The sequence below is a fragment of the Microcystis sp. M049S2 genome (assembly GCF_020245625.1).
In the GTDB taxonomy this organism is placed as follows: domain Bacteria; phylum Cyanobacteriota; class Cyanobacteriia; order Cyanobacteriales; family Microcystaceae; genus Microcystis; species Microcystis ichthyoblabe_A.
Genome location: NZ_JADBUN010000141.1, coordinates 1 through 18,219 on the forward strand (window position 1 = coordinate 1; position 18,219 = coordinate 18,219).

Sequence of the window (18,219 nt, forward strand, 5' to 3'; positions counted from 1 at the left end):
AACGCAGTTCGCCCCTACATTGTGGACAAAATCCGTTACTGTAGGGGCGCAATGCTTGCGCCCTCCGATCGATCAGGTTTGCTGATCACCCTAAGTAGGGGGAGAGCCTTCGAGATGTTAGGGACTTGCGCTTTGATAATGTGCCATCTGGCTGGTCTGGTTCTTCTGCAGAGCGATTTTCTGGCTGGGATATTATTCCTACGCAAGTCCCTTAGGAGTAAACTGAAAGCAGCTGGTCTAGATAAATACTGATATACTAACAAAAGAAGGCTCAAAGCTTAGACCGGCTTCTGATCGATGATCGCCAAAATTTGCTCAACAAAAGCTTGGTGATCAACCACTGGTTTAGAAATATAACCATCGGCCTGACTCTGCTTGAGAAAATTCTCTCGATCGCCCTCCATAGCGTGAGCGGTGACGAGAATAACGGGTAAATCGGCAGTTTCGGGGTTAGCTTTGAGAATTTGGCTGATTTTAATGCCATCTACCGCTTTCCCTTCATAGACACTATGGGAGAGGGAGACATCCATTAAGATCACGTCCGCTTCCTTATCCCGAGCAACACGAAGCACTTCTTCCACGTCTTCGGTCCCTTTAACCTCTAGACCACCTCGTTTGGTCAAAATTTTGGCAAAAACGCGAAAATTAATCGGGTCGTCTTCTACAATCAAAACAGTCGTCATAGGGAAGCTCAGGGATAAACAAGGTTAAAAAGGGCAAAATGCCTTATGATTCACAGCTAGACAGATTAAAAACGAGAGACTCATGGCCAAACAACTGGATTTCTTAGCTAGTGGTCAAATTATACCCACGGCTTTACACCAAGAGATGGAACGCTCCTATCTAGAATATGCCATGAGTGTGATCGTGGGGCGAGCCTTGCCGGATGTACGCGATGGACTAAAACCAGTACATCGTCGCATATTATACGCTATGCACGAACTGGGTTTAACTCCCGATCGCCCCTTTCGCAAATGTGCGCGGGTGGTGGGGGATGTGTTGGGTAAATATCATCCCCACGGTGATCAGTCAGTGTACGAGGCACTGGTTCGTATGGTACAGGATTTTTCCAGTCGTTACCCACTTTTATCGGGCCATGGTAACTTTGGTTCGATCGATAACGACCCCCCGGCGGCCATGCGTTATACAGAAACCCGTTTGGCCGGCATCGGTGATCAGGCGGTTTTAGGGGGAATTAGCGAAGCTATCGTTAATTTTAGCAGTAATTTTGATAATTCTCAACAGGAACCCGTTGTTTTACCCGCTCAGTTACCGATACTCATTCTTAATGGTTGTTCTGGTATTGCGGTGGGGATGGCGACTAATATTCCTCCCCATAATTTAGGGGAAGTGGTGGAAGGTTTAATCGCTTTGATTGATAATCCCGATTTAAGCGAGGAAAAGTTAGTAGAAATTATCCCCGGTCCCGATTTTCCCACGGGAGGCGAGATTTTAGATGATACCGGCATTCGCGAGGCCTATCGCACCGGTAGGGGGATTATTCCCGTGCGCGGAGTGGCCAAAACTGAAACAATTATCATTGAGGGCAAGCGCCGAAGGGAAAGGACGGCAATTGTGGTTACTGAGTTGCCTTTTCAGGTGAATAAGGCTGCATGGATTGAAAAAATCGCCGAATTAGTCAATTTAGGAAAATTGGAGGGAATTGCCGATATCCGCGATGAAAGCAATCGCGAAGGCATTCGGGTGGTGATTGAATTAAAGCGGGAAAGTCAACCGCAGCAGGTTTTGGCGGCTTTATACCAACAAACGGCCCTACAGACTAATTTTGGGGCGATTATCCTCGCTTTGGTCGATAATCAACCCCGGCAGTTATCTTTAAAACAAGTTTTACAGGAATTCTTGCGCTTTCGAGAAACGACTCTCACCCGTCAGTATGGCGACGAGTTGCAACAGGCCAGCGATCGCTTACACCTAGTGGAGGGTTTATTATTAGCTTTGCAGAATATCGATCGAGTGGTGGATATTCTCAAAAATGCTCCCGATGGGACGACGGCTAAGTATCGTTTTCAGGCAGAATTGGGCATTAGTGACCCTCAAGCTGATTCTATCTTGGCTATGCCCCTACGTCGTCTAACCGGTTTGGAAAGACAAAAGTTAGAGACGGAAGCGACGGAATTACAAACAAAAATTCAACAGTTGGAAACCCTCCTCCATAACCGTCAGGAGTTTCTCAAGTCTCTGAAAAAAGAATTGCGCTCTTTAAAGAAAAAATTCGCCGATAGCAGACGGACAAAAATTCGCACCGGCAAGTCGGGGGACAGGAGACAGGAGACAGAAGGGAAGAAACTGGATTCTGTGGTGAAAAAACAGGAGACAGGAGACAGGAGACAGGAGACAGCAGGGAAGAAACAGGATTCTGTTGTTAAAAAACAGGAGACAGTCCCGATGAAAAAATTTTCACCACCAGAGACGAAAGAGGTTTCCTTACCTACACCCCACACCCCACACCCCACACCCCACACCCCACACCCCACACCCCACACCCCACACCCCACACCCTCTTTGAAGTCAGAAGTTAAAAAACAGGAGAATAAAGTTAAGAAAAAGTCTGAGAGTGAGAATACACCGAGTTTAAGCCTATTTACACCCCAAGAACCCCCAGAAAATGCGATTTTATTGCTTGATGCCGAAGATAAAATTGGTTGGACGACAGCGGAAGAGCGAGCGCCGGACCAGGGTTTAATTATCTATCAACAGGCGATCGAAAAACGGGAAAATTTCCTAGTTATCCTCGATAATGCTAAAGCTTACCCGATTGCTACCCGGGAAGTCCCCCCGCAAGCGAATCAACCAGTGTTAATCTCCAGTCTGCTGACCAAAACCGCCCAAAAAGAGTCAGAAGCCGTGTTAAATCAATTTTTCTTGACGGAACCTCAAAAAACTCAAGAATTGCTTTTACTGAGTCAACAGGGGCGAATAAAGCGGCTTCCCATCGATGAATTAGAGGGGGTTGGTAGTCGTGGTTTGTCCCTGATGAAATTGAAAGAAGACGATCGCCTATATGCTGCTATTTTTACTCATGAGGGCCTGGACTTAGCGATCGCCACCAGTAGCGGTCGGGTGTTGCGTTATCCCGTGCGCGAGGAATTATTGCCAATGATGAGTAAATCCGCTCAGGGTTTAGCAATTTTGCGATTGCGCTACGGGGAACATCTAGCTGGCTGTGTTTCTCTCCCCCATCGGGAAAATCTGCTCCTGATTTCGGGATTGGGTTACGCGAAAAGACTGGCGATCGAGAATTTACGTTTATCACAATTAGGCGATCTTGGTTCACCCGCTTTACAATTTGTTAACAAACAGGATAGTTTAGCGGCCATGGTAGCGGCGCGGGCGGGGAGTATAGTGTTATTAAGTACCAATCAGAATCGAAAACTACCCTTAGAGGTGGAAACTGTGGCAGTCACGGGTAAAGACGGGACAGGTTCACAATTAGTCAAACTCAACCCCACAGAAAAAATTATCAAAGCACAATTGTTACATCGTCTCTAAACAATGGCGAAAAAACCGAAAAATGTTGCTACTAAACACCGAAATTGGCAAAGATGGTTAAAACTAACTCTGGTCGCAGTTTTTGGGTTTATTATCCTTAATTTAGCGATTAATTTAGCCGTCCGCTTGCCAATTAATCAACAAAAACCCGTTGATGCCATTTTAGTTTTGGGGGGCAGCATTCGTCGGGAAATTTATGTAGCCAATCTAGCCCAGCAATACCCCGATATACCGATTTTAATTTCCCAAGGCTCGAAAGACCCCTGTATTTTATTACTATTTGAACAGGCAAAAGCACCAAAAACTAACGTCTGGTTAGAAAAGTGTGCCGATTCTACCTTCGGCAATTTTTTCTTTGCTGTGCCAATTTTAAAACAATGGGGAGTACATAAAGTAAAAGTTGTCACCTCTCCTACTCATTTACCTCGCGCTAAATGGTTAGCAGAAATTCACTTGCAATCCCACGGTATAGCAGTAGAAATCGATGCAGTCAGAGAAATTGGTATTCCGGGTAATCACGAATCAAAGCTAAAAACTGGGTTAGATGTGACTAGAAGTATAATTTGGGCTTTTGTCGGACAATTAATCTATCCCCCCTGTTGGCAAGTCATTCCCTTAAATTCCGTTGATTTACAAGCTTGGCGCGATCAAGGTTTTCAATGTGAATCTCAAGGTAAGATCCGCTAAACAATCGGTAATGATTCGGTAGTAGTGCCGCAGCCCTCTTACTTACCCAGTATGAATTGTGTAAAATATTTATTAATAAAAATAATTGGAACCCGATCAGTCTTTAAACCTCTAGCTTGATCATGACTTTTCTGATAAATATCTTTTTCTGGCTCCTGTCTGGCTTACTCAAATATCATACTAAATCTGGTTATTAAAAACTGATTATTTATTCCCCTTTGCCTTTTGCCGTTCGGACCTCGGACGTTCGGCGAGCTCAGTCGAACGCTCAGTCGAACGCTCAGTCGAACGCTGAGCTCACGGCCAAAGCCTTCTGCCTCTTGCCTCGTCTCAACAAGCAATTTAAATTACGAACAGCTTACCGAATCACCACCAAAACCCCAACACCTAAAACCTCTCTCCTATCTCCTAAATACTGTCTCCCGACTCGGAGAATACTGACTTCTAACCCGATGTTGGACAAAGATAAGTAAAATTTATTGATTGAGTGCAAAAACTTGAGAATATTTAAATTAACATTCCGCAATATTTACAAATTCTTAAAAATTAATTGAGAAAGATTTTTATTTAACAACGATGTTATCATGGTTACAGCGATTTTACTGAATTTCATAATGGGCTGTTCTGTGCTTTTTTGGGCAGCAATAGTTGAAACCCTTGCCACACCTAGAAGGTGATCCTAATTAAGACGGTTAAATCAGTCAATTTCACCCACAACGATGATCTTTTTTTTGTGTAGTTTTATTGCAAAAAAAAAGTTTTTTTGACAAAAAGCACAAAGTATGGTATGACCCAACGTATTTCTGGCCGCGAGTAATTATTGTAGAGGGGGAGAGGGGAGAATAAATAGGGTTTGCGGCAAAAAGTTTGTTGGTGGGGTCAGGCAGGGGGCAGGAGGCAGTCCCGATGAAAAAATTTTCACCCCCACAGATGAAAGAGGTTTCCTTCCCTACACCCCACACCCCACACCCTACACCCTCTTTAAAGTCAGGAGATTATTTTTATTTATTCTTCCTACACCCCACACCCCACACCCTGTCCCTAGGAAAAACTTCTTCAGCAAACCCTAGTTAAGGCCTGCTCGATTCTCTGACCATCGAGGGAGCGGCCGATAAAGACCAAGCGAGTTTGCCGCATTTCCGTGGATTGCCAGGGTCGATCGAAGAAAGAATCAAAGCGATCGCCGACTCCCTGTAACACCATACGCATCGGTTTATTGGCCACGTTAACAAATCCCTTGACCCGATAGATTTCTTCTTGGGCCACCAATTCTTTGAGCCGTTGGGTCAAAATTCGGGCATCTACAGGAGAATCGAGGCAAAACTGCACGGAATTGATCTCCTCATCGTGATCGTGTTCTTCCTCGTGATCATGATGACTAGGACGACTAGCTAAATCATCCTCGACGGCGGCATTAAATCCCAATAGTACATCGGGGCTAATTTGTCCATCGGCACAAGTAACTATTTTGACCGTTGATCGCAGTTGTGTTTTCAGCCAATTAATAATTTTTTCTAATTCAATTTCGCTGATTAAATCGGTTTTAGTTAAGAGTACCAGGTCAGCGCAGGCTAACTGATCCTCAAATAACTCCTCAATAGGCGTTTCGTGTTCTAAATTGGGGTCTGCTTGCCTTTGTGCCGTTAAAGCCTCCAAATCCGCCACCAGACGACCCCTAGCGACGGCAAAACCATCCACCACCGTGATTACTCCGTCCACCGTGGCACCGTTGCGGATTTCCGGCCAGCGAAAAGCTTGAACCAGAGGTTTAGGTAAAGCTAATCCCGAAGTTTCAATCAGCATACAATCCAACTGTTGCCGTCGCTCCAGCAATTTCTGCATGGTGGGGAGAAATTCTTCCTGTACTGTGCAGCACAGACAACCGTTGGTCAATTCCACAATATTATCGTTGGGGTTGTCGTCGCAGGTCTGACAACTTTTCAATAAATCACCATCAATTCCCACTTCTCCGAATTCATTGACCATAACGGCCACCCGTCGGCCTTGATTATTTTGCAGTAGATGACGGATGAGGGTAGTTTTTCCCGCACCCAGAAAACCCGTGATCACAGTAACTGGAATTTTGTGCATAGATAGAGCGATCGATCATATTCTTAGATCAATGTATCAGACTCTCGGTCTAGGGTTGGGGGTTTCAGCGCTAATTCTTTAGGATTGCCCCACCAATTGCCGGACTGTCACAAACTAGCTGAAATTTTCCTAGTTAGTCGTTATTCTGGTAAAAGTTTCAGCCGGCTAAAATAATCGCTGAAAAACTTTTGTGGGAGTGGATCATGTTACAACGTCTTTTTTTAGCCTTTACCCTCGCTTTTCCTCTTTATTTAAGCATCGCTATTCAACAAACTTCTCCTGTAGCTGATAGAGTAAATCGCCCTTCTTCTCGCGGAATCAATAAAATTGAGCGGACGGTAAAAACTATCCAAAAGCAATTAAAACAAGAGCATTCGGTTCAATTAGATTAATAAATTTTGTCAAAAAGAGGAGAGGCAAAACTCCTCTCTTTCACTTTTCACTTTTTACTTGACAAATTACTTGCCATTTGCTTCGGAGGCCTGTATTCGGGAACTAAATCTTGTAGAGACTTAACTAAGCCCTGACGGTCATTAAGTTGAATATAATTAAGCAGTTGCTCTAATTTGATTTGCAATTTGTCCCAAGCAAGAAAGTGTTCATGAGCGCAAAAAATCTTTGGGTGAGCGGTGGGAAGAGCTTTATCGGTATCGATTAATAATTCTTCGTAGAGTTTTTCCCCTGGTCTTAATCCTGTGATTTCAATATTGATATCTTGTCCTAATTCCAAGCCACTTAAACGAATCATCTGTAGGGCCAAATCGTAAATTCTTACCGGTTCACCCATATCTAACAGGAATACCTCACCCCCCTTAGCCATGGCTCCTGCTTGTATAACCAAACGCACCGCCTCTGGAATAGACATAAAATAGCGAATAATATCGCGATGGGTGAGGGTAATATTCTTACGTTGGGCGATTTGTTCCCGGAAACGCGGCACCACGGAACCGCTACTATCAAGAACATTGCCAAAGCGGACGATAGCGCAACAGGTGGAAGTGTCGGGTAAAGCGGCCAAAGCTTGCACGACTAACTCAGCACAGCGTTTACTGGCCCCCATAATGTTAGTCGGTCTGACGGCCTTATCGGTGGAAATGAGAACTAAATTACTAACTGAATTCTCGATCGCGGTCTGAGCGACATTTAAGGTTCCCCAAACATTAGTGTAAATCCCTTGACTAGCATTGGCTTCCACAAGGGGAACGTGCTTATAGGCGGCCGTGTGATAAATTGTCTCAATCTGGTGTTGTTGGATGACTCGGGCCAGATGATTGCGGTCGAGAACATTGCCTAGATAGGCATACTTGCGTAAATCGGCATAATTTTCACTTAAACCGAGATCGATTTTGTAGAGGGAAAACTCGTTTAATTCGTAGATTACCAAGCATTTTGGCTTGAGGAAGGCGATTTGTCGGCATAATTCCGAACCGATGGAACCGCCCCCCCCAGTGACTAACACCGCTTTACCCGTGACATTTTTTCCCAAAAGTTCGGCATGGGGTAGAATTTCTTCCCGTCCTAATAATTCCGAGACATCGACACTGCGAATCTGATTGATGGCCGCTTCTCCCGATAAAATTTTTGAGAGGGGAGGGACGGTTTTGATGACGATGGGTAAAGTTTCTAGACTTTCGATGATTTGCCGCTTTCTGACCTTGTCTAGGTTCGGAATAGCGAGAACAACCCAGTCAAAGGCCCGTTTTTGGTGCAGTAGTGTCAATTGAGAGGGGGAATAAACCCTAATGCCTTGGATAACTCGCTGCTGCAAATCGGGATTATCATCAACAAAGGCCAATAAACGATAGTGGGGGTCATTTTGTAGGGAACGTGCTAATTGACAACCCACAACCCCCGCACCATAGATAACGATTGTCGGTTCCCTATCCACACTACTGACGTAAATATTAAGACGGTGAAAGATAGAACGAATCAATAATCTCACCCCGATAACCAATATTAGGGTTAACAATGCGTCGATAATCAGGACTGAACGCGGCAAAAAGGCATCCCCTTGAAAGTAGGCAAGACTGATTAAAACCCCTGAACTATAGAGAACCGCTTGCAGCACGGAGGAAAGAAACTCTAATCCTGTATAACGTACTACGGGACTGTAAATGCCTTTGAGAGAGAAAACTAGAGTTTTAACGGCAATTAAGCCCAATATTTCCCCAAAAAAAGGTCTAATTTGCTGATATTCAAGGCTCAGATTAAACCTGAGAGAGAAGGCTAGATAGATGGTCAGACAAAAAATCAGGCAATCGGTGATAATTAAAAGAGATCGCTTCGATGACCTAGATAGGGAATTAGCTAATTTAAGGATTTTGTTGGCCAGTTTTCTATACATTATCCAATTGATTAATTAATTTTAGGTAAAATGATGTTTGGCTCTCCCCGACTTGGTGTGATAATCAGTGTTTATCGTTTCTAGTAGTCTTGCTAGGCAGGGCTTTGAAGAATATATTTCTGGAAAATTCCCCCTATTCTTCTCCCTTCCACACAGAAACAAGAAGAGCCAATATTTTTTATAACAGTAGCGCTACCTGTCTTTCCGGAGATGATATCACCCAAACCCAATTATGTCAAGTTGCTAGATTTGTCCAGAATTTTTTCCTTTTAGCAACTTTTCATCTCTCCCCAAAAAATTTTTGCTCCCGAAAACTAGCCGATAAATGACCGCTAGTCAAGGGTTACAATCAATAATTGATACAACAATTTATCGAGTCAAGTTATGAGTAATCAGTACGATGCGATCGTGATTGGGTCGGGAATCGGGGGATTGGTGACAGCGACGCAATTAGTGGCAAAAGGAGCAAAAGTCTTAGTTCTAGAGAGTTATCTGATCCCGGGGGGCAGCGCGGGTTATTTTGAACGAGAGGGTTATCGTTTTGATGTGGGTGCTTCGATGATTTTTGGTTTTGGCAAAAAGGGGACGACTAACCTCCTAACCAAGGCTTTGGCAGCGGTGGATATGAGTATCGAAACCATTGCTGATCCCGTCCAGATCCATTATCATCTCCCGGACGGATTAGACTTAAAAGTTCATCGCGACTACGAACAATTTTTACAGGAATTAATTAGCCATTTTCCCGCAGAAAAAGCCGGTATCCGGTGCTTTTACGATGAATGCTGGCAGGTGTTTAATTGCCTCAATAGTATGGATTTACTATCGCTGGAAGAACCCCGCTATCTGACTAGGGTTTTTTTCCAGCATCCTTTATCCTGTTTGGGATTGGTCAAGTATTTACCCCAAAATGCGGGAGATGTGGCCAGAAAATATATTAAAGACCCGAAATTATTGAAATTTATCGATATGGAGTGTTATTGTTGGTCGGTAGTACCCGCCGATCGCACTCCGATGATTAATGCGGGGATGGTCTTTAGCGATCGCCATTACGGGGGAATTAACTACCCCCGGGGGGGAGTGGGACAGATTGCTCTCAAGTTAGTCGAGGGATTGGAAAAAGCTGGTGGTGAAATCCAGTATCAAGCGAGAGTGAATAAGATTATTTTAGATGCAGGACGGGCGATCGGGGTAAAATTGACCAATGGTAAGGAATATTACGCGAAAAAGATTGTTTCTAATGCCACCCGTTGGGATACCTTCGAGAAACTGCTCCCCCCGGAATCTCTCCCGGGTAGCGAAAAAAAATGGCAAAAACGCTATCAAAAATCCCCCAGTTTCCTGAGTTTGCATCTGGGAGTTAAGGCCGATGTATTGCCATCAGGAAGCGAATGTCACCATATTTTACTAGAAGATTGGGAAAATATGGAAGCAGAACAGGGAACTATCTTTGTTTCTATTCCTACCTTACTCGATCCCTCCCTCGCACCCCCGGACCATCATATCATTCATACTTTCACCCCTAGCTGGATTGATCAATGGCAAAAACTGCCCCCCCAAGAATATCAACAGAAAAAAGAGGCCGCTGCTCATCGTCTCATCGAGCGCCTGAAAAAACTCTTTCCCAAACTAGATACAGGATTAGATTATATCGAAATTGGCACGGCCCGCACCCATCGCCGCTTTTTGAATAGAATCGATGGCAGTTATGGCCCAATACCGCGAAGAAAACTGTTAGGTTTATTAGGAATGCCCTTTAATCGCACAGCTATTCCTAATCTTTATTGTGTGGGAGATAGTACCTTCCCCGGTCAAGGATTAAACGCGGTGGCCTTTTCCGGTTTTGCTTGCAGTCATCGTCTAGCGGTAGATCTCGGTTTGCCTCGTCCCAGAGATTAAAAGCTGAAAATCAGGATTTTTACCAGCGAATTCGGAAGCGGGAAGGGGATACTTGACAGCATTTCTCAGATAGATGAGGTGCATTTTTGCGATTGGAGTTTTTACTTCAGCAAGGTTTAATTTATACTTCACCTTGACGAGAAACGCTGTAGATCGGTTTTGCTGATAACTAATAACTGATAACTGATAACTGATAACTGATAACTGATAACTAATAACTGATAACTGATGCTTACTCCCTTTGATTCCCCCAAATCTTTACATTGGCAGCAAAGCTTGCGATCGCCAATTATTCGTCAATTGGAGATATTTAGCTTTACAACGCAGTTTTTGACTTTTTTGCTCTGGGATCGTTTAACGGGGGCTAATAGGGGCAAAAAAAGGCAAAGGAGAGCGAAATGGTTAGTTGATCGCCTCATGAATTTGGGACCAACTTTTATTAAAATTGGACAATCTTTATCGACGCGAGCAGATTTAATTCCGCTCGAATATATCGAACAATTAACCCAATTACAGGATCGAGTTCCCGAATTTAATAATCAAGAAGCGATCCGAGTTATCGAAACAGAATTAGGACAACCCCTAGATAATTTATTTGCAAGTTTTAGCGTTTCTCCCCTCGCTTGTGCCAGTTTAGGACAAGTGCATCGAGCGCAGTTATTAAGTGGAGAAGAAGTCGTTATTAAGGTACAAAGACCGAATCTAGAAGGACTATTTAATCTCGATTTTGAATTGTTGCATCGTCTCACCCGTTGGTTAAATATTTTCCCCGTGGTGAAAAAATATAATTTAGAAGCTATCTATCAAGAATTCTTTGAGCTACTCTTTCAAGAAATTGATTATATCCATGAGGGCAAAAATGCCGATCGCTTTCGGGAAAATTTTAAGAATTATCCTCAAGTAAAAGTCCCTTTAGTTTACTGGCAATATACCACCCGCAAGGTATTAACTTTGGAGTATGTGCCGGGGATTAAAGTGGATGATCGAGAGACTTTACTAGCTAATAATATTAACGTAGATGGGATTATTCAACTGGGTATCTGTTCCTATCTCAAACAACTATTACAGGATGGTTTTTTCCAATCGGATCCCCATCCGGGTAATATGGCAGTTAGTCAGGAAGGGGAGTTAATTTTCTACGATTTCGGCACGATGTTCGAGTTAAAATCCGTCGCTAAAGATCAAATGATCGAAACCTTTTTCGCTGTCTTGAGAAAGGATACGGAAACAGTCTTAAAAACCTTGATGTATATGGGGTTAATTGAACCCGTTAGAGATCTGCAGCCCGTGCGAAATATCGTCCAGTTTCTCTTAGATGAATTTCGCGATAAACCGGTAGATGTGAGGGTCTTTGAACAAATTAGCGATCAAGTGTATTTAATGTTTAAACAGCAACCCTTTCGCTTACCTCCCCAAATGACTTTTATTATTAAATCTGTCACCACTTTGGATGGGATTGCCCGCTCTTTAGATCCCCAGTATAATTTATTAGCAGCTAGTCAACCTTTTGTGAAAAGTCTAGCGGTATCAGGAGGAACTACCAAGACAATGCTGACCCTAGCTAATCAAGCTCGCACTTTTCTTCAACAACAATGGCAAAAAAGTAATAAAAACGAAAGGATGATCCGTCAATTAGAGGAAAAAATCGAGCGAGGAAATTTAGTTTTTCAAGTTAAGTCACGCGAAAATGAACGACTTCTGAAAAAAATTTATCTGGGAATTAAAGTATTAATTAATGTCTGTTTATTGGGATTTAGCATTATCTCAGCCATATTTTTATTAGACAGTAACTATAGCAAACTAGCCATTATTCCCTTCAGTTTAGCGGGGTTATTTGGTTTATTTTTTCTGCGTTCTTCCCTGGCTTTATTGATTCAGGAAAGATTAGATAAAATGTTAGATAAGTAAATAATTATCATTTTTATTAGTAGATGGTTTTTGTTATCCGCAACAAAAATTAAAGTTTGACAGGCTGTCTGTTGACAAGATTTTCCAGAAGTTATCATAATGAAAATGTTTTCATTGCACCCAGCAGCAAGAGGACAAGAAAATGTTATTAAAATCTTTAGCCCTTGGTTCCCTTGTCGGATTATCCTTAGTTACATCTATCCCAGTCTTGGCTAATCCTTCCCTTTCTCCAGTACAAACTAACGAAGCAATAATCGCTGTCGGTCAACAAAAATCCGATTTATTTGTTAATTTAACCACCGATGATCCTTGGCGAGCTGCAATGGCCATTGGTGTCGCCACCAATATGCTGAAAAAAGGTCACTCAACCACCATTTTTTTGAATATTACAGGGGTACACCTGGCAGCGACGACCATTCCTCAACACACTAACGGTATCACCGGTAAAACCCTGCAAGCAATGTTAGTAGATTTCATCAGTCAAGGGGGAAAAGTCTTAATTTGTCCCTCCTGTATGAAACAAGCAGCCATAAAACCCGAAGATCTAATTGCCGGTGTGGTGACAAGTTCCCCCGATTCCCTAGAAGCAAATTTATTTAAGGAAACGGTTAAAGTAATTAGCTGGTAATCGAGCATTTTCTAGAGAATATCGAGGCTGCCTCTCAATGTTGTCTGAGATGCAGCCAGATAACTGGATATTCTCCCCTCGTAATGGTGATTTAAATCACTGTTTAATCCAAGCTGATGGCCAAATACCGCCAATTTCGAGACCAGCTAGACGACTAGAGGCATTTATAAGGGTTTTACCACGACTATCAGCCAATTTTATCGATAATTTACCTTTGAGGGTATCTTGACAAGCAAAACAGAGACCTTTTTCCGTGGGTACACGCACGCGATCGGGAGGATGATCACTGATCCCGATTAAGACAATGGTATAATTCTCGTTAGTTGCCCTCATTTCCCAATATCCCCAGGGTTGCACTGTCCAAGTTAGTTGAGAATTCCAGATATCAAACTTATAAAAGCGATTTTGCCAGTGAATACCGATAATTCCCACCGATTCCGTCCAGTGGAGAACTTTCCGGGTAGAACCCACTGCGGTTAAGGTTAAATCGGGATTTTCAGGGAAAGCATTACAATTAATCCAAAACCACTTTTCGGGGAAAGAATAGCCCCAATTTTTCTCGCTATAAAAAGGTACATTCTCAAATGGGTAATTTTTTCCCCCATAGGTAATCATTCCCGTTGCTAAACCATGAGAAGTTAAAATCTGCCAACCCGGGTCAAAAATCGGTAAATAAGATAATATTCCTGCTGTTGCTTGGGGTGGACGCTTGTTATCTCCCCAACTGTACCTAGTTTCAACGCGATAATCCCATTGACAGATTTCTCCAGTGACGGGATCATAAATTCGTCCTTGCTGCTGGTTTGCCGTTGCTTGATAACCCTCTTGAACAGACTCAAAAAAATCTGACGGGGAAAGGAGACAGGGACGGATTTTTAAGTTAGTTTTTCCCCAATGGATAATGGCTAATTCCTGACGACTTGCCCAAAATTTATCCGTATCGGGAAAAGTGCGACAAAGATAATTAGATTCTATGGCTAAAATTTGTACCGCTCCGCCGCTATTGACTTGACCGCCGCTTGGGTCTTGAATAGAATACATAAAGGCGAATCCGTCGGCTAATTGCGGAATCATGACTCGGAAGTACCAACCTTCAAAGAATCGGGGAGTGATACCATCCCAATGGTAGCCAGAATGAGGGGGTTGTGAAGACATCAATGGGTTTATCTTTAGGTATTGATTTTGGCACGTCGGGAGCGCGAGCGATTGCTATTGATTCTAGCAAAAATATCGTCGCTGAGGTTCATTATCCCTTCACTAATGCCAATTTTCAGGATTGGCAAAAGGCCCTATTTTATTTATTGGATAATCTAGGGGATTCGGTGCGTTCAGAACTTAAATCGATCGCGATTAATGGTACTTCCTCGACGGTGTTATTATGTGATAATTGGGGTAATCCTCTTTCTCAGGCAATATTATACAATGACGGGCGAGGAATTGCCTTTTTAGAAGCAATTAAAGCTATAGCACCCCCTCACCATCCCGTAATTAGTGCCACCTCTAGTTTAGCCAAATTACTTTGGTGGAGTCAGCAAGAAATTTTTTCCCAAGCGCGTTATTTTCTCTCGCAAGCGGACTGGTTAGCATTTCTGCTGCACGGTAAACTGGGAATTAGTGATTATCACAATGCCTTAAAGTTAGGTTATGATCTCGAAAATCTCTGTTATCCCGATTGGTTAGAGAATTTACCGATGTTTAATTTGCTACCGGAAATTTTTGCCCCGGGTACAGCGATCGATACTATTAAACCGGATTTAGTGACTCGTTTTGCTATCCCGAAAGATTGTTTAATTTATACGGGAACCACCGACAGTATAGCGGCATTTTTAGCCAGTGGTGCTAATTCTTTGGGGGCTGCAGTGACATCTTTAGGTTCAACTTTAGTTTTAAAATTATTAAGTAGCCAGAAAGTTGATGATAGTAACTATGGCATCTATAGTCATCGTTTAGGAAATTTGTGGTTAACTGGTGGGGCATCTAATACGGGAGGAGCGGTGTTAAAGAAGTTTTTTTCTCATGAAGAATTGAGAAATTATAGTTTAGCAATAGATGGAGAAAAAGAAAGTAATTTAGATTATTATCCTCTACTAAAAGCGGGCGAGCGCTTTCCCATTAATGATCCTTTTTTACCCGCAAAACTGACTCCTCGCCCCGATAATCCTCTAGAATTTTTGCATGGTTTACTAGAAAGTATTGCCCGCATTGAAGCTTTAGGTTATCAGCGTTTACAGGAATTGGGAGCCAATAAATTAGAGCGAGTTGATAGTGCCGGTGGTGGGGCAAAAAATCCGACTTGGAGAATAATTCGTCAGCGTCATTTAGGGGTTCCTGTGCTTTTATCTCAACAGGAGCAAGCGGCCTATGGTACTGCCCTATTAGCCCAGCAATCGGTTACGCTATTGAAATAGTCTCATAAGTAGGGTTTGCGGCAAAAAGTTTGTTGGTGGGGTTAGGAGTCGGTCGTCGGTCGTTAGGAGATAGGAGATAGGGTGATACGGTTTTGGGGCGATAGGGTGATGAGACAGCTTCCCCACTTCCCCACTTCCCCACTTCCCCACACCCTACACCCTTCGTTAATTAACCGTAATAGGGTGGCTCATTACCCGGTTTCCATTTGATATTACAGCCTAAACTGGGTTTTTGCTCCGTCGGCACCGGTTGACCGCTTAAAACCTTGTCAATAGCGGCCCGGATATCTTTGCCTGTGACTGGTATTCCATTACTGGGGCGACTATCATCCAATTGACCGCGATAGACTAGAATGCGCTGACTATCAAAGAGGAAAAAATCGGGAGTACAGGCTGCCGTGTAAGCTTTCGCCACTTCTTGGCTTTCGTCATAGCATAAATTGAATTTAAAGTCAAGAGTTATCGCCATTTTTTTCAAATTTTCGGGCGAATCATCGGGATATTTCTCCACGTCATTAGAACTAATGGCTAGGATGCCCAGATTGGTGTTAGCATAATCGCGACCTAGACGGGTAAGTTCTTCTTGAATGTGTTTAACAAAGGGACAATGTTCACAGAGGAAGATGACTAACAGAGCGGTTTTAGCCGCAAAGCTGTCCAGAGAAATAGTTTCACCCGAAACCACATCGGGTAAGGCAAAACTGGGAGCTTTTGTCCCCAAATCTAACATTGTGGACTCGGTGCGTGCCATAAAGTTTCTACTCTTTTCTATAGGGAGGACTGAGATTTTTATAGCATTTCATGCTTCATCGCGCAAATTTAACGCCTTAATCAGTATCAGCAAACAGTAATCAGTGAACTGATAACTGATAACTGATAACTGATAACTGATAACTGATAACTGATAACTGATAACTGATAACTGATAACTGATAACTGATAACTGATAACTGGTAACTGATAACTGATAACTGTCATAACCTACTGAAACTAATTTGACCAATTTTCGACCACACGCTGACGTTCCCGAGCAATAACTAAAGCGTTATCGGGGACATTTTTAGTAATAGTTGAACCCGCAGCCACGGTGACATTTTTTCCTAACTCTAGAGGAGCCACTAAAACACTATTTGCCCCAGTTTTTGTGCCACTGCCGATCATCGTTTGGTGTTTTTTAACGCCATCGTAATTAGCAGTAATTGTTCCTGCGCCAACGTTAACTTTTTCCCCTAAAGTGGCATCTCCCAGATAGGATAAATGGGCAATATTGGTTTTATTGCCGATGTCACTTTTTTTAATTTCAACAAAATTACCGACTCGACAATTAGCCCCAATTTTCGCTTCTCCGCGCAAATGAGCATAGGGACCGATGCGACAACCAGAATCCACCTGACTATCAGAAATAACCGAAAATAAGACGGTTACATCGCTGCCTATGCGACTATTTTCGATTAAACTCCCCGGACCTATACGACAACCAGAAGCGATGATCGTCTCACCGCGCAGATGGGTTTGGGGTTCGATAATCACATCGGGACTGAGGGTGACAGTATCCTCAATGGTGACACTATCGGGGTCAATTATGGTGACTCCGGCGGCCATCCAATCATCTTTGACTCTAGTTTGCAGGATATCATAGGCGGCGGCCAATTGTTTGCGATCATTAATGCCGCTAATTTCTAAACAATCCTCCACATCCACAGCCATGACGGGATCGAGAAAATTGACCACATCCGTGAGATAATACTCACCCTGATCGTTATTGGGCGTTAAATTAGGCAGTATCACCGCTAATTTTGACCAATTAAAGCAGTATATACCCCCATTAACCTGGTGGTTTTGTCTTTGGCCATCGTTACAGTCTCTTTCTTCCACAATCTGCTTAACGAGATTATTGCCATCACAAAAAACCCGACCGTAACCTTTCGGATTAGGAAGGTTAGCAGTTAATAGGGTGGCGGCGTTACCATGGTCTTGATGAATCTGGAGAAGATTTTGCAACGTTTCGGGACGCAACAGGGGAACATCGCCATTTAAGACCAACAAATCCCCTTGAAAGTCCTCTAAATGGGGGATTAACTGCTTAATAGCATGGCCGGTGCCTAACTGTTCCTTTTGTTCGACAAATTCGATATCCTCAAGATGCTGTAGAGTATTTCGCACCTGTTGCCCTTGATAACCGATAATTACCAGTTTTCGCCTGGGATGTAAGGATTCGCTGACATTAAGCACCCGTTCCACTAGCGATCGACTGCCGAGGGGATGTAAAACTTTCGGAAGACTGGACTTCATTCGGGTTCCCTTACCCGCCGCTAAAATTGCTACCGCTACCATGGTCATGCTTGCCAATATCGTTCGCGACCGAGTATATCGCACTCCGATCCCTTTGGGTGCAAGAATTTTTTCCCTCTTTCATCCTGTGCCAGTTGAGAAACTACCATAAAAAGGTTTTCTTTAAGACATTGTTAAGGTACTATATACAAATTGAAACAATTGAACATAATTAGCACTCTATAGATACCGCTATGACAACTGTACTAACTAAGGAATCCTCCGCCATGAAACAGATTCGCACCACCTACCAAGCTGACCAACAGGTGAAATACCTGCATCTAGAAGCGGAAATCGAGGTACTGCTGCAACAACTGCAAAACCTCAAGCGCAAAAACCAAGAGAATCAAAACCTAAATTAAAGAAAATTTCCCTAAGAATTCTCAAATCCCACCCTCTTACTAGCGAGAAGGTGG

Annotated in this window: 14 protein-coding genes; 8 read left to right on the top strand and 6 right to left on the bottom strand. The window is 43.2% G+C overall.

What is annotated here, in order from left to right; all coding sequences use genetic code 11:
• Positions 1–278 precede the first annotated feature (278 nt).
• A complete protein-coding gene (locus tag IM496_RS11980) occupies positions 279–683 on the bottom strand; it encodes a response regulator (RefSeq protein ID WP_287662029.1) in 405 nt (134 codons plus the stop codon).
• Positions 684–765: 82 nt separating this feature from the next.
• On the opposite strand from IM496_RS11980, the gene IM496_RS11985 reads away from it, so the two are divergent.
• Both IM496_RS11985 and IM496_RS11990 read left to right on the top strand, forming a co-directional pair.
• Positions 766–3,510: a DNA gyrase/topoisomerase IV subunit A gene (locus IM496_RS11985; RefSeq protein ID WP_287662031.1), complete on the top strand. Its 2,745-nt coding sequence runs from the start codon at positions 766–768 to the stop codon at positions 3,508–3,510.
• A 3-nt stretch (positions 3,511–3,513) separates the two neighbouring features.
• Positions 3,514–4,197: a YdcF family protein gene (locus tag IM496_RS11990; protein WP_194016221.1), complete on the top strand. Its 684-nt coding sequence runs from the start codon at positions 3,514–3,516 to the stop codon at positions 4,195–4,197.
• A 1,056-nt stretch (positions 4,198–5,253) separates the two neighbouring features.
• On the opposite strand, the gene cobW is transcribed toward IM496_RS11990, so the two are convergent.
• The gene (gene cobW, locus IM496_RS11995) at positions 5,254–6,288 is read right to left on the bottom strand and encodes a cobalamin biosynthesis protein CobW (RefSeq protein WP_194016223.1); all 1,035 of its coding nucleotides are present in this window, start codon (positions 6,286–6,288) and stop codon (positions 5,254–5,256) included.
• A 203-nt stretch (positions 6,289–6,491) separates the two neighbouring features.
• Here cobW and IM496_RS12000 point away from each other — a divergent pair, with 203 nt between their 5' ends.
• Positions 6,492–6,680 (top strand): hypothetical protein, encoded by a 189-nt coding sequence (locus IM496_RS12000; protein WP_194016225.1) that lies wholly within the window; start codon positions 6,492–6,494, stop codon positions 6,678–6,680.
• A gap of 47 nt (positions 6,681–6,727) precedes the next feature.
• On the opposite strand, the gene IM496_RS12005 is transcribed toward IM496_RS12000, so the two are convergent.
• Positions 6,728–8,632 (bottom strand): polysaccharide biosynthesis protein, encoded by a 1,905-nt coding sequence (locus IM496_RS12005; RefSeq protein WP_287662032.1) that lies wholly within the window; start codon positions 8,630–8,632, stop codon positions 6,728–6,730.
• Positions 8,633–9,016: 384 nt separating this feature from the next.
• On the opposite strand from IM496_RS12005, the gene crtH reads away from it, so the two are divergent.
• The 3 genes from crtH to IM496_RS12020 all read left to right on the top strand — a co-directional run bounded on the left by crtH (position 9,017) and on the right by IM496_RS12020 (position 13,064).
• On the top strand, positions 9,017–10,528 hold the full coding sequence (crtH, locus tag IM496_RS12010) for a carotenoid isomerase (RefSeq protein WP_194016228.1): 1,512 nt from the start codon (positions 9,017–9,019) through the stop codon (positions 10,526–10,528).
• Positions 10,529–10,756: 228 nt separating this feature from the next.
• A complete protein-coding gene (locus IM496_RS12015; protein WP_194016230.1) occupies positions 10,757–12,436 on the top strand; it encodes an ABC1 kinase family protein in 1,680 nt (559 codons plus the stop codon).
• A 142-nt stretch (positions 12,437–12,578) separates the two neighbouring features.
• Positions 12,579–13,064, top strand: coding sequence for a DsrE family protein (locus IM496_RS12020; RefSeq protein ID WP_002777498.1), 486 nt, complete (start codon positions 12,579–12,581; stop codon positions 13,062–13,064).
• 96 nt (positions 13,065–13,160) lie between these two features.
• Here IM496_RS12020 and IM496_RS12025 read toward each other — a convergent pair whose 3' ends face one another.
• Positions 13,161–14,219, bottom strand: a complete 1,059-nt coding sequence (locus IM496_RS12025; protein ID WP_194016232.1) for a tocopherol cyclase family protein — start codon at positions 14,217–14,219, stop codon at positions 13,161–13,163.
• Between the two features lie 2 nt (positions 14,220–14,221).
• On the opposite strand from IM496_RS12025, the gene IM496_RS12030 reads away from it, so the two are divergent.
• A complete protein-coding gene (locus IM496_RS12030; RefSeq protein ID WP_194016234.1) occupies positions 14,222–15,472 on the top strand; it encodes an FGGY-family carbohydrate kinase in 1,251 nt (416 codons plus the stop codon).
• Positions 15,473–15,641: 169 nt separating this feature from the next.
• On the opposite strand, the gene IM496_RS12035 is transcribed toward IM496_RS12030, so the two are convergent.
• Positions 15,642–16,223, bottom strand: coding sequence for a thioredoxin family protein (locus IM496_RS12035; RefSeq protein ID WP_194018327.1), 582 nt, complete (start codon positions 16,221–16,223; stop codon positions 15,642–15,644).
• 239 nt (positions 16,224–16,462) lie between these two features.
• Positions 16,463–17,806, bottom strand: a complete 1,344-nt coding sequence (gene glmU / locus IM496_RS12040) for a bifunctional UDP-N-acetylglucosamine diphosphorylase/glucosamine-1-phosphate N-acetyltransferase GlmU (protein ID WP_194018362.1) — start codon at positions 17,804–17,806, stop codon at positions 16,463–16,465.
• A gap of 191 nt (positions 17,807–17,997) precedes the next feature.
• Here glmU and IM496_RS12045 point away from each other — a divergent pair, with 191 nt between their 5' ends.
• Positions 17,998–18,165, top strand: a complete 168-nt coding sequence (locus IM496_RS12045) for a hypothetical protein (RefSeq protein WP_002801704.1) — start codon at positions 17,998–18,000, stop codon at positions 18,163–18,165.
• Positions 18,166–18,219 lie beyond the last annotated feature (54 nt).

What these genes read in the sequence shown, in the direction of transcription:
- IM496_RS11980 (WP_287662029.1), bottom strand. Translation starts at nt 683, where the DNA reads ATGACGACTGTTTTGATTGTAGAAGACGACCCGATTAATTTTCGCGTT.
- IM496_RS12020 (WP_002777498.1), top strand. Translation starts at nt 12,579, where the DNA reads ATGTTATTAAAATCTTTAGCCCTTGGTTCCCTTGTCGGATTATCCTTA.
- IM496_RS11990 (WP_194016221.1), top strand. Translation starts at nt 3,514, where the DNA reads ATGGCGAAAAAACCGAAAAATGTTGCTACTAAACACCGAAATTGGCAA.
- IM496_RS12015 (WP_194016230.1), top strand. Translation starts at nt 10,757, where the DNA reads ATGCTTACTCCCTTTGATTCCCCCAAATCTTTACATTGGCAGCAAAGC.
- IM496_RS12025 (WP_194016232.1), bottom strand. Translation starts at nt 14,219, where the DNA reads ATGTCTTCACAACCCCCTCATTCTGGCTACCATTGGGATGGTATCACT.
- IM496_RS12030 (WP_194016234.1), top strand. Translation starts at nt 14,222, where the DNA reads ATGGGTTTATCTTTAGGTATTGATTTTGGCACGTCGGGAGCGCGAGCG.
- IM496_RS11985 (WP_287662031.1), top strand. Translation starts at nt 766, where the DNA reads ATGGCCAAACAACTGGATTTCTTAGCTAGTGGTCAAATTATACCCACG.
- crtH (WP_194016228.1), top strand. Translation starts at nt 9,017, where the DNA reads ATGAGTAATCAGTACGATGCGATCGTGATTGGGTCGGGAATCGGGGGA.
- glmU (WP_194018362.1), bottom strand. Translation starts at nt 17,806, where the DNA reads ATGGTAGCGGTAGCAATTTTAGCGGCGGGTAAGGGAACCCGAATGAAG.
- IM496_RS12005 (WP_287662032.1), bottom strand. Translation starts at nt 8,632, where the DNA reads ATGTATAGAAAACTGGCCAACAAAATCCTTAAATTAGCTAATTCCCTA.
- cobW (WP_194016223.1), bottom strand. Translation starts at nt 6,288, where the DNA reads ATGCACAAAATTCCAGTTACTGTGATCACGGGTTTTCTGGGTGCGGGA.
- IM496_RS12045 (WP_002801704.1), top strand. Translation starts at nt 17,998, where the DNA reads ATGACAACTGTACTAACTAAGGAATCCTCCGCCATGAAACAGATTCGC.
- IM496_RS12000 (WP_194016225.1), top strand. Translation starts at nt 6,492, where the DNA reads ATGTTACAACGTCTTTTTTTAGCCTTTACCCTCGCTTTTCCTCTTTAT.
- IM496_RS12035 (WP_194018327.1), bottom strand. Translation starts at nt 16,223, where the DNA reads ATGGCACGCACCGAGTCCACAATGTTAGATTTGGGGACAAAAGCTCCC.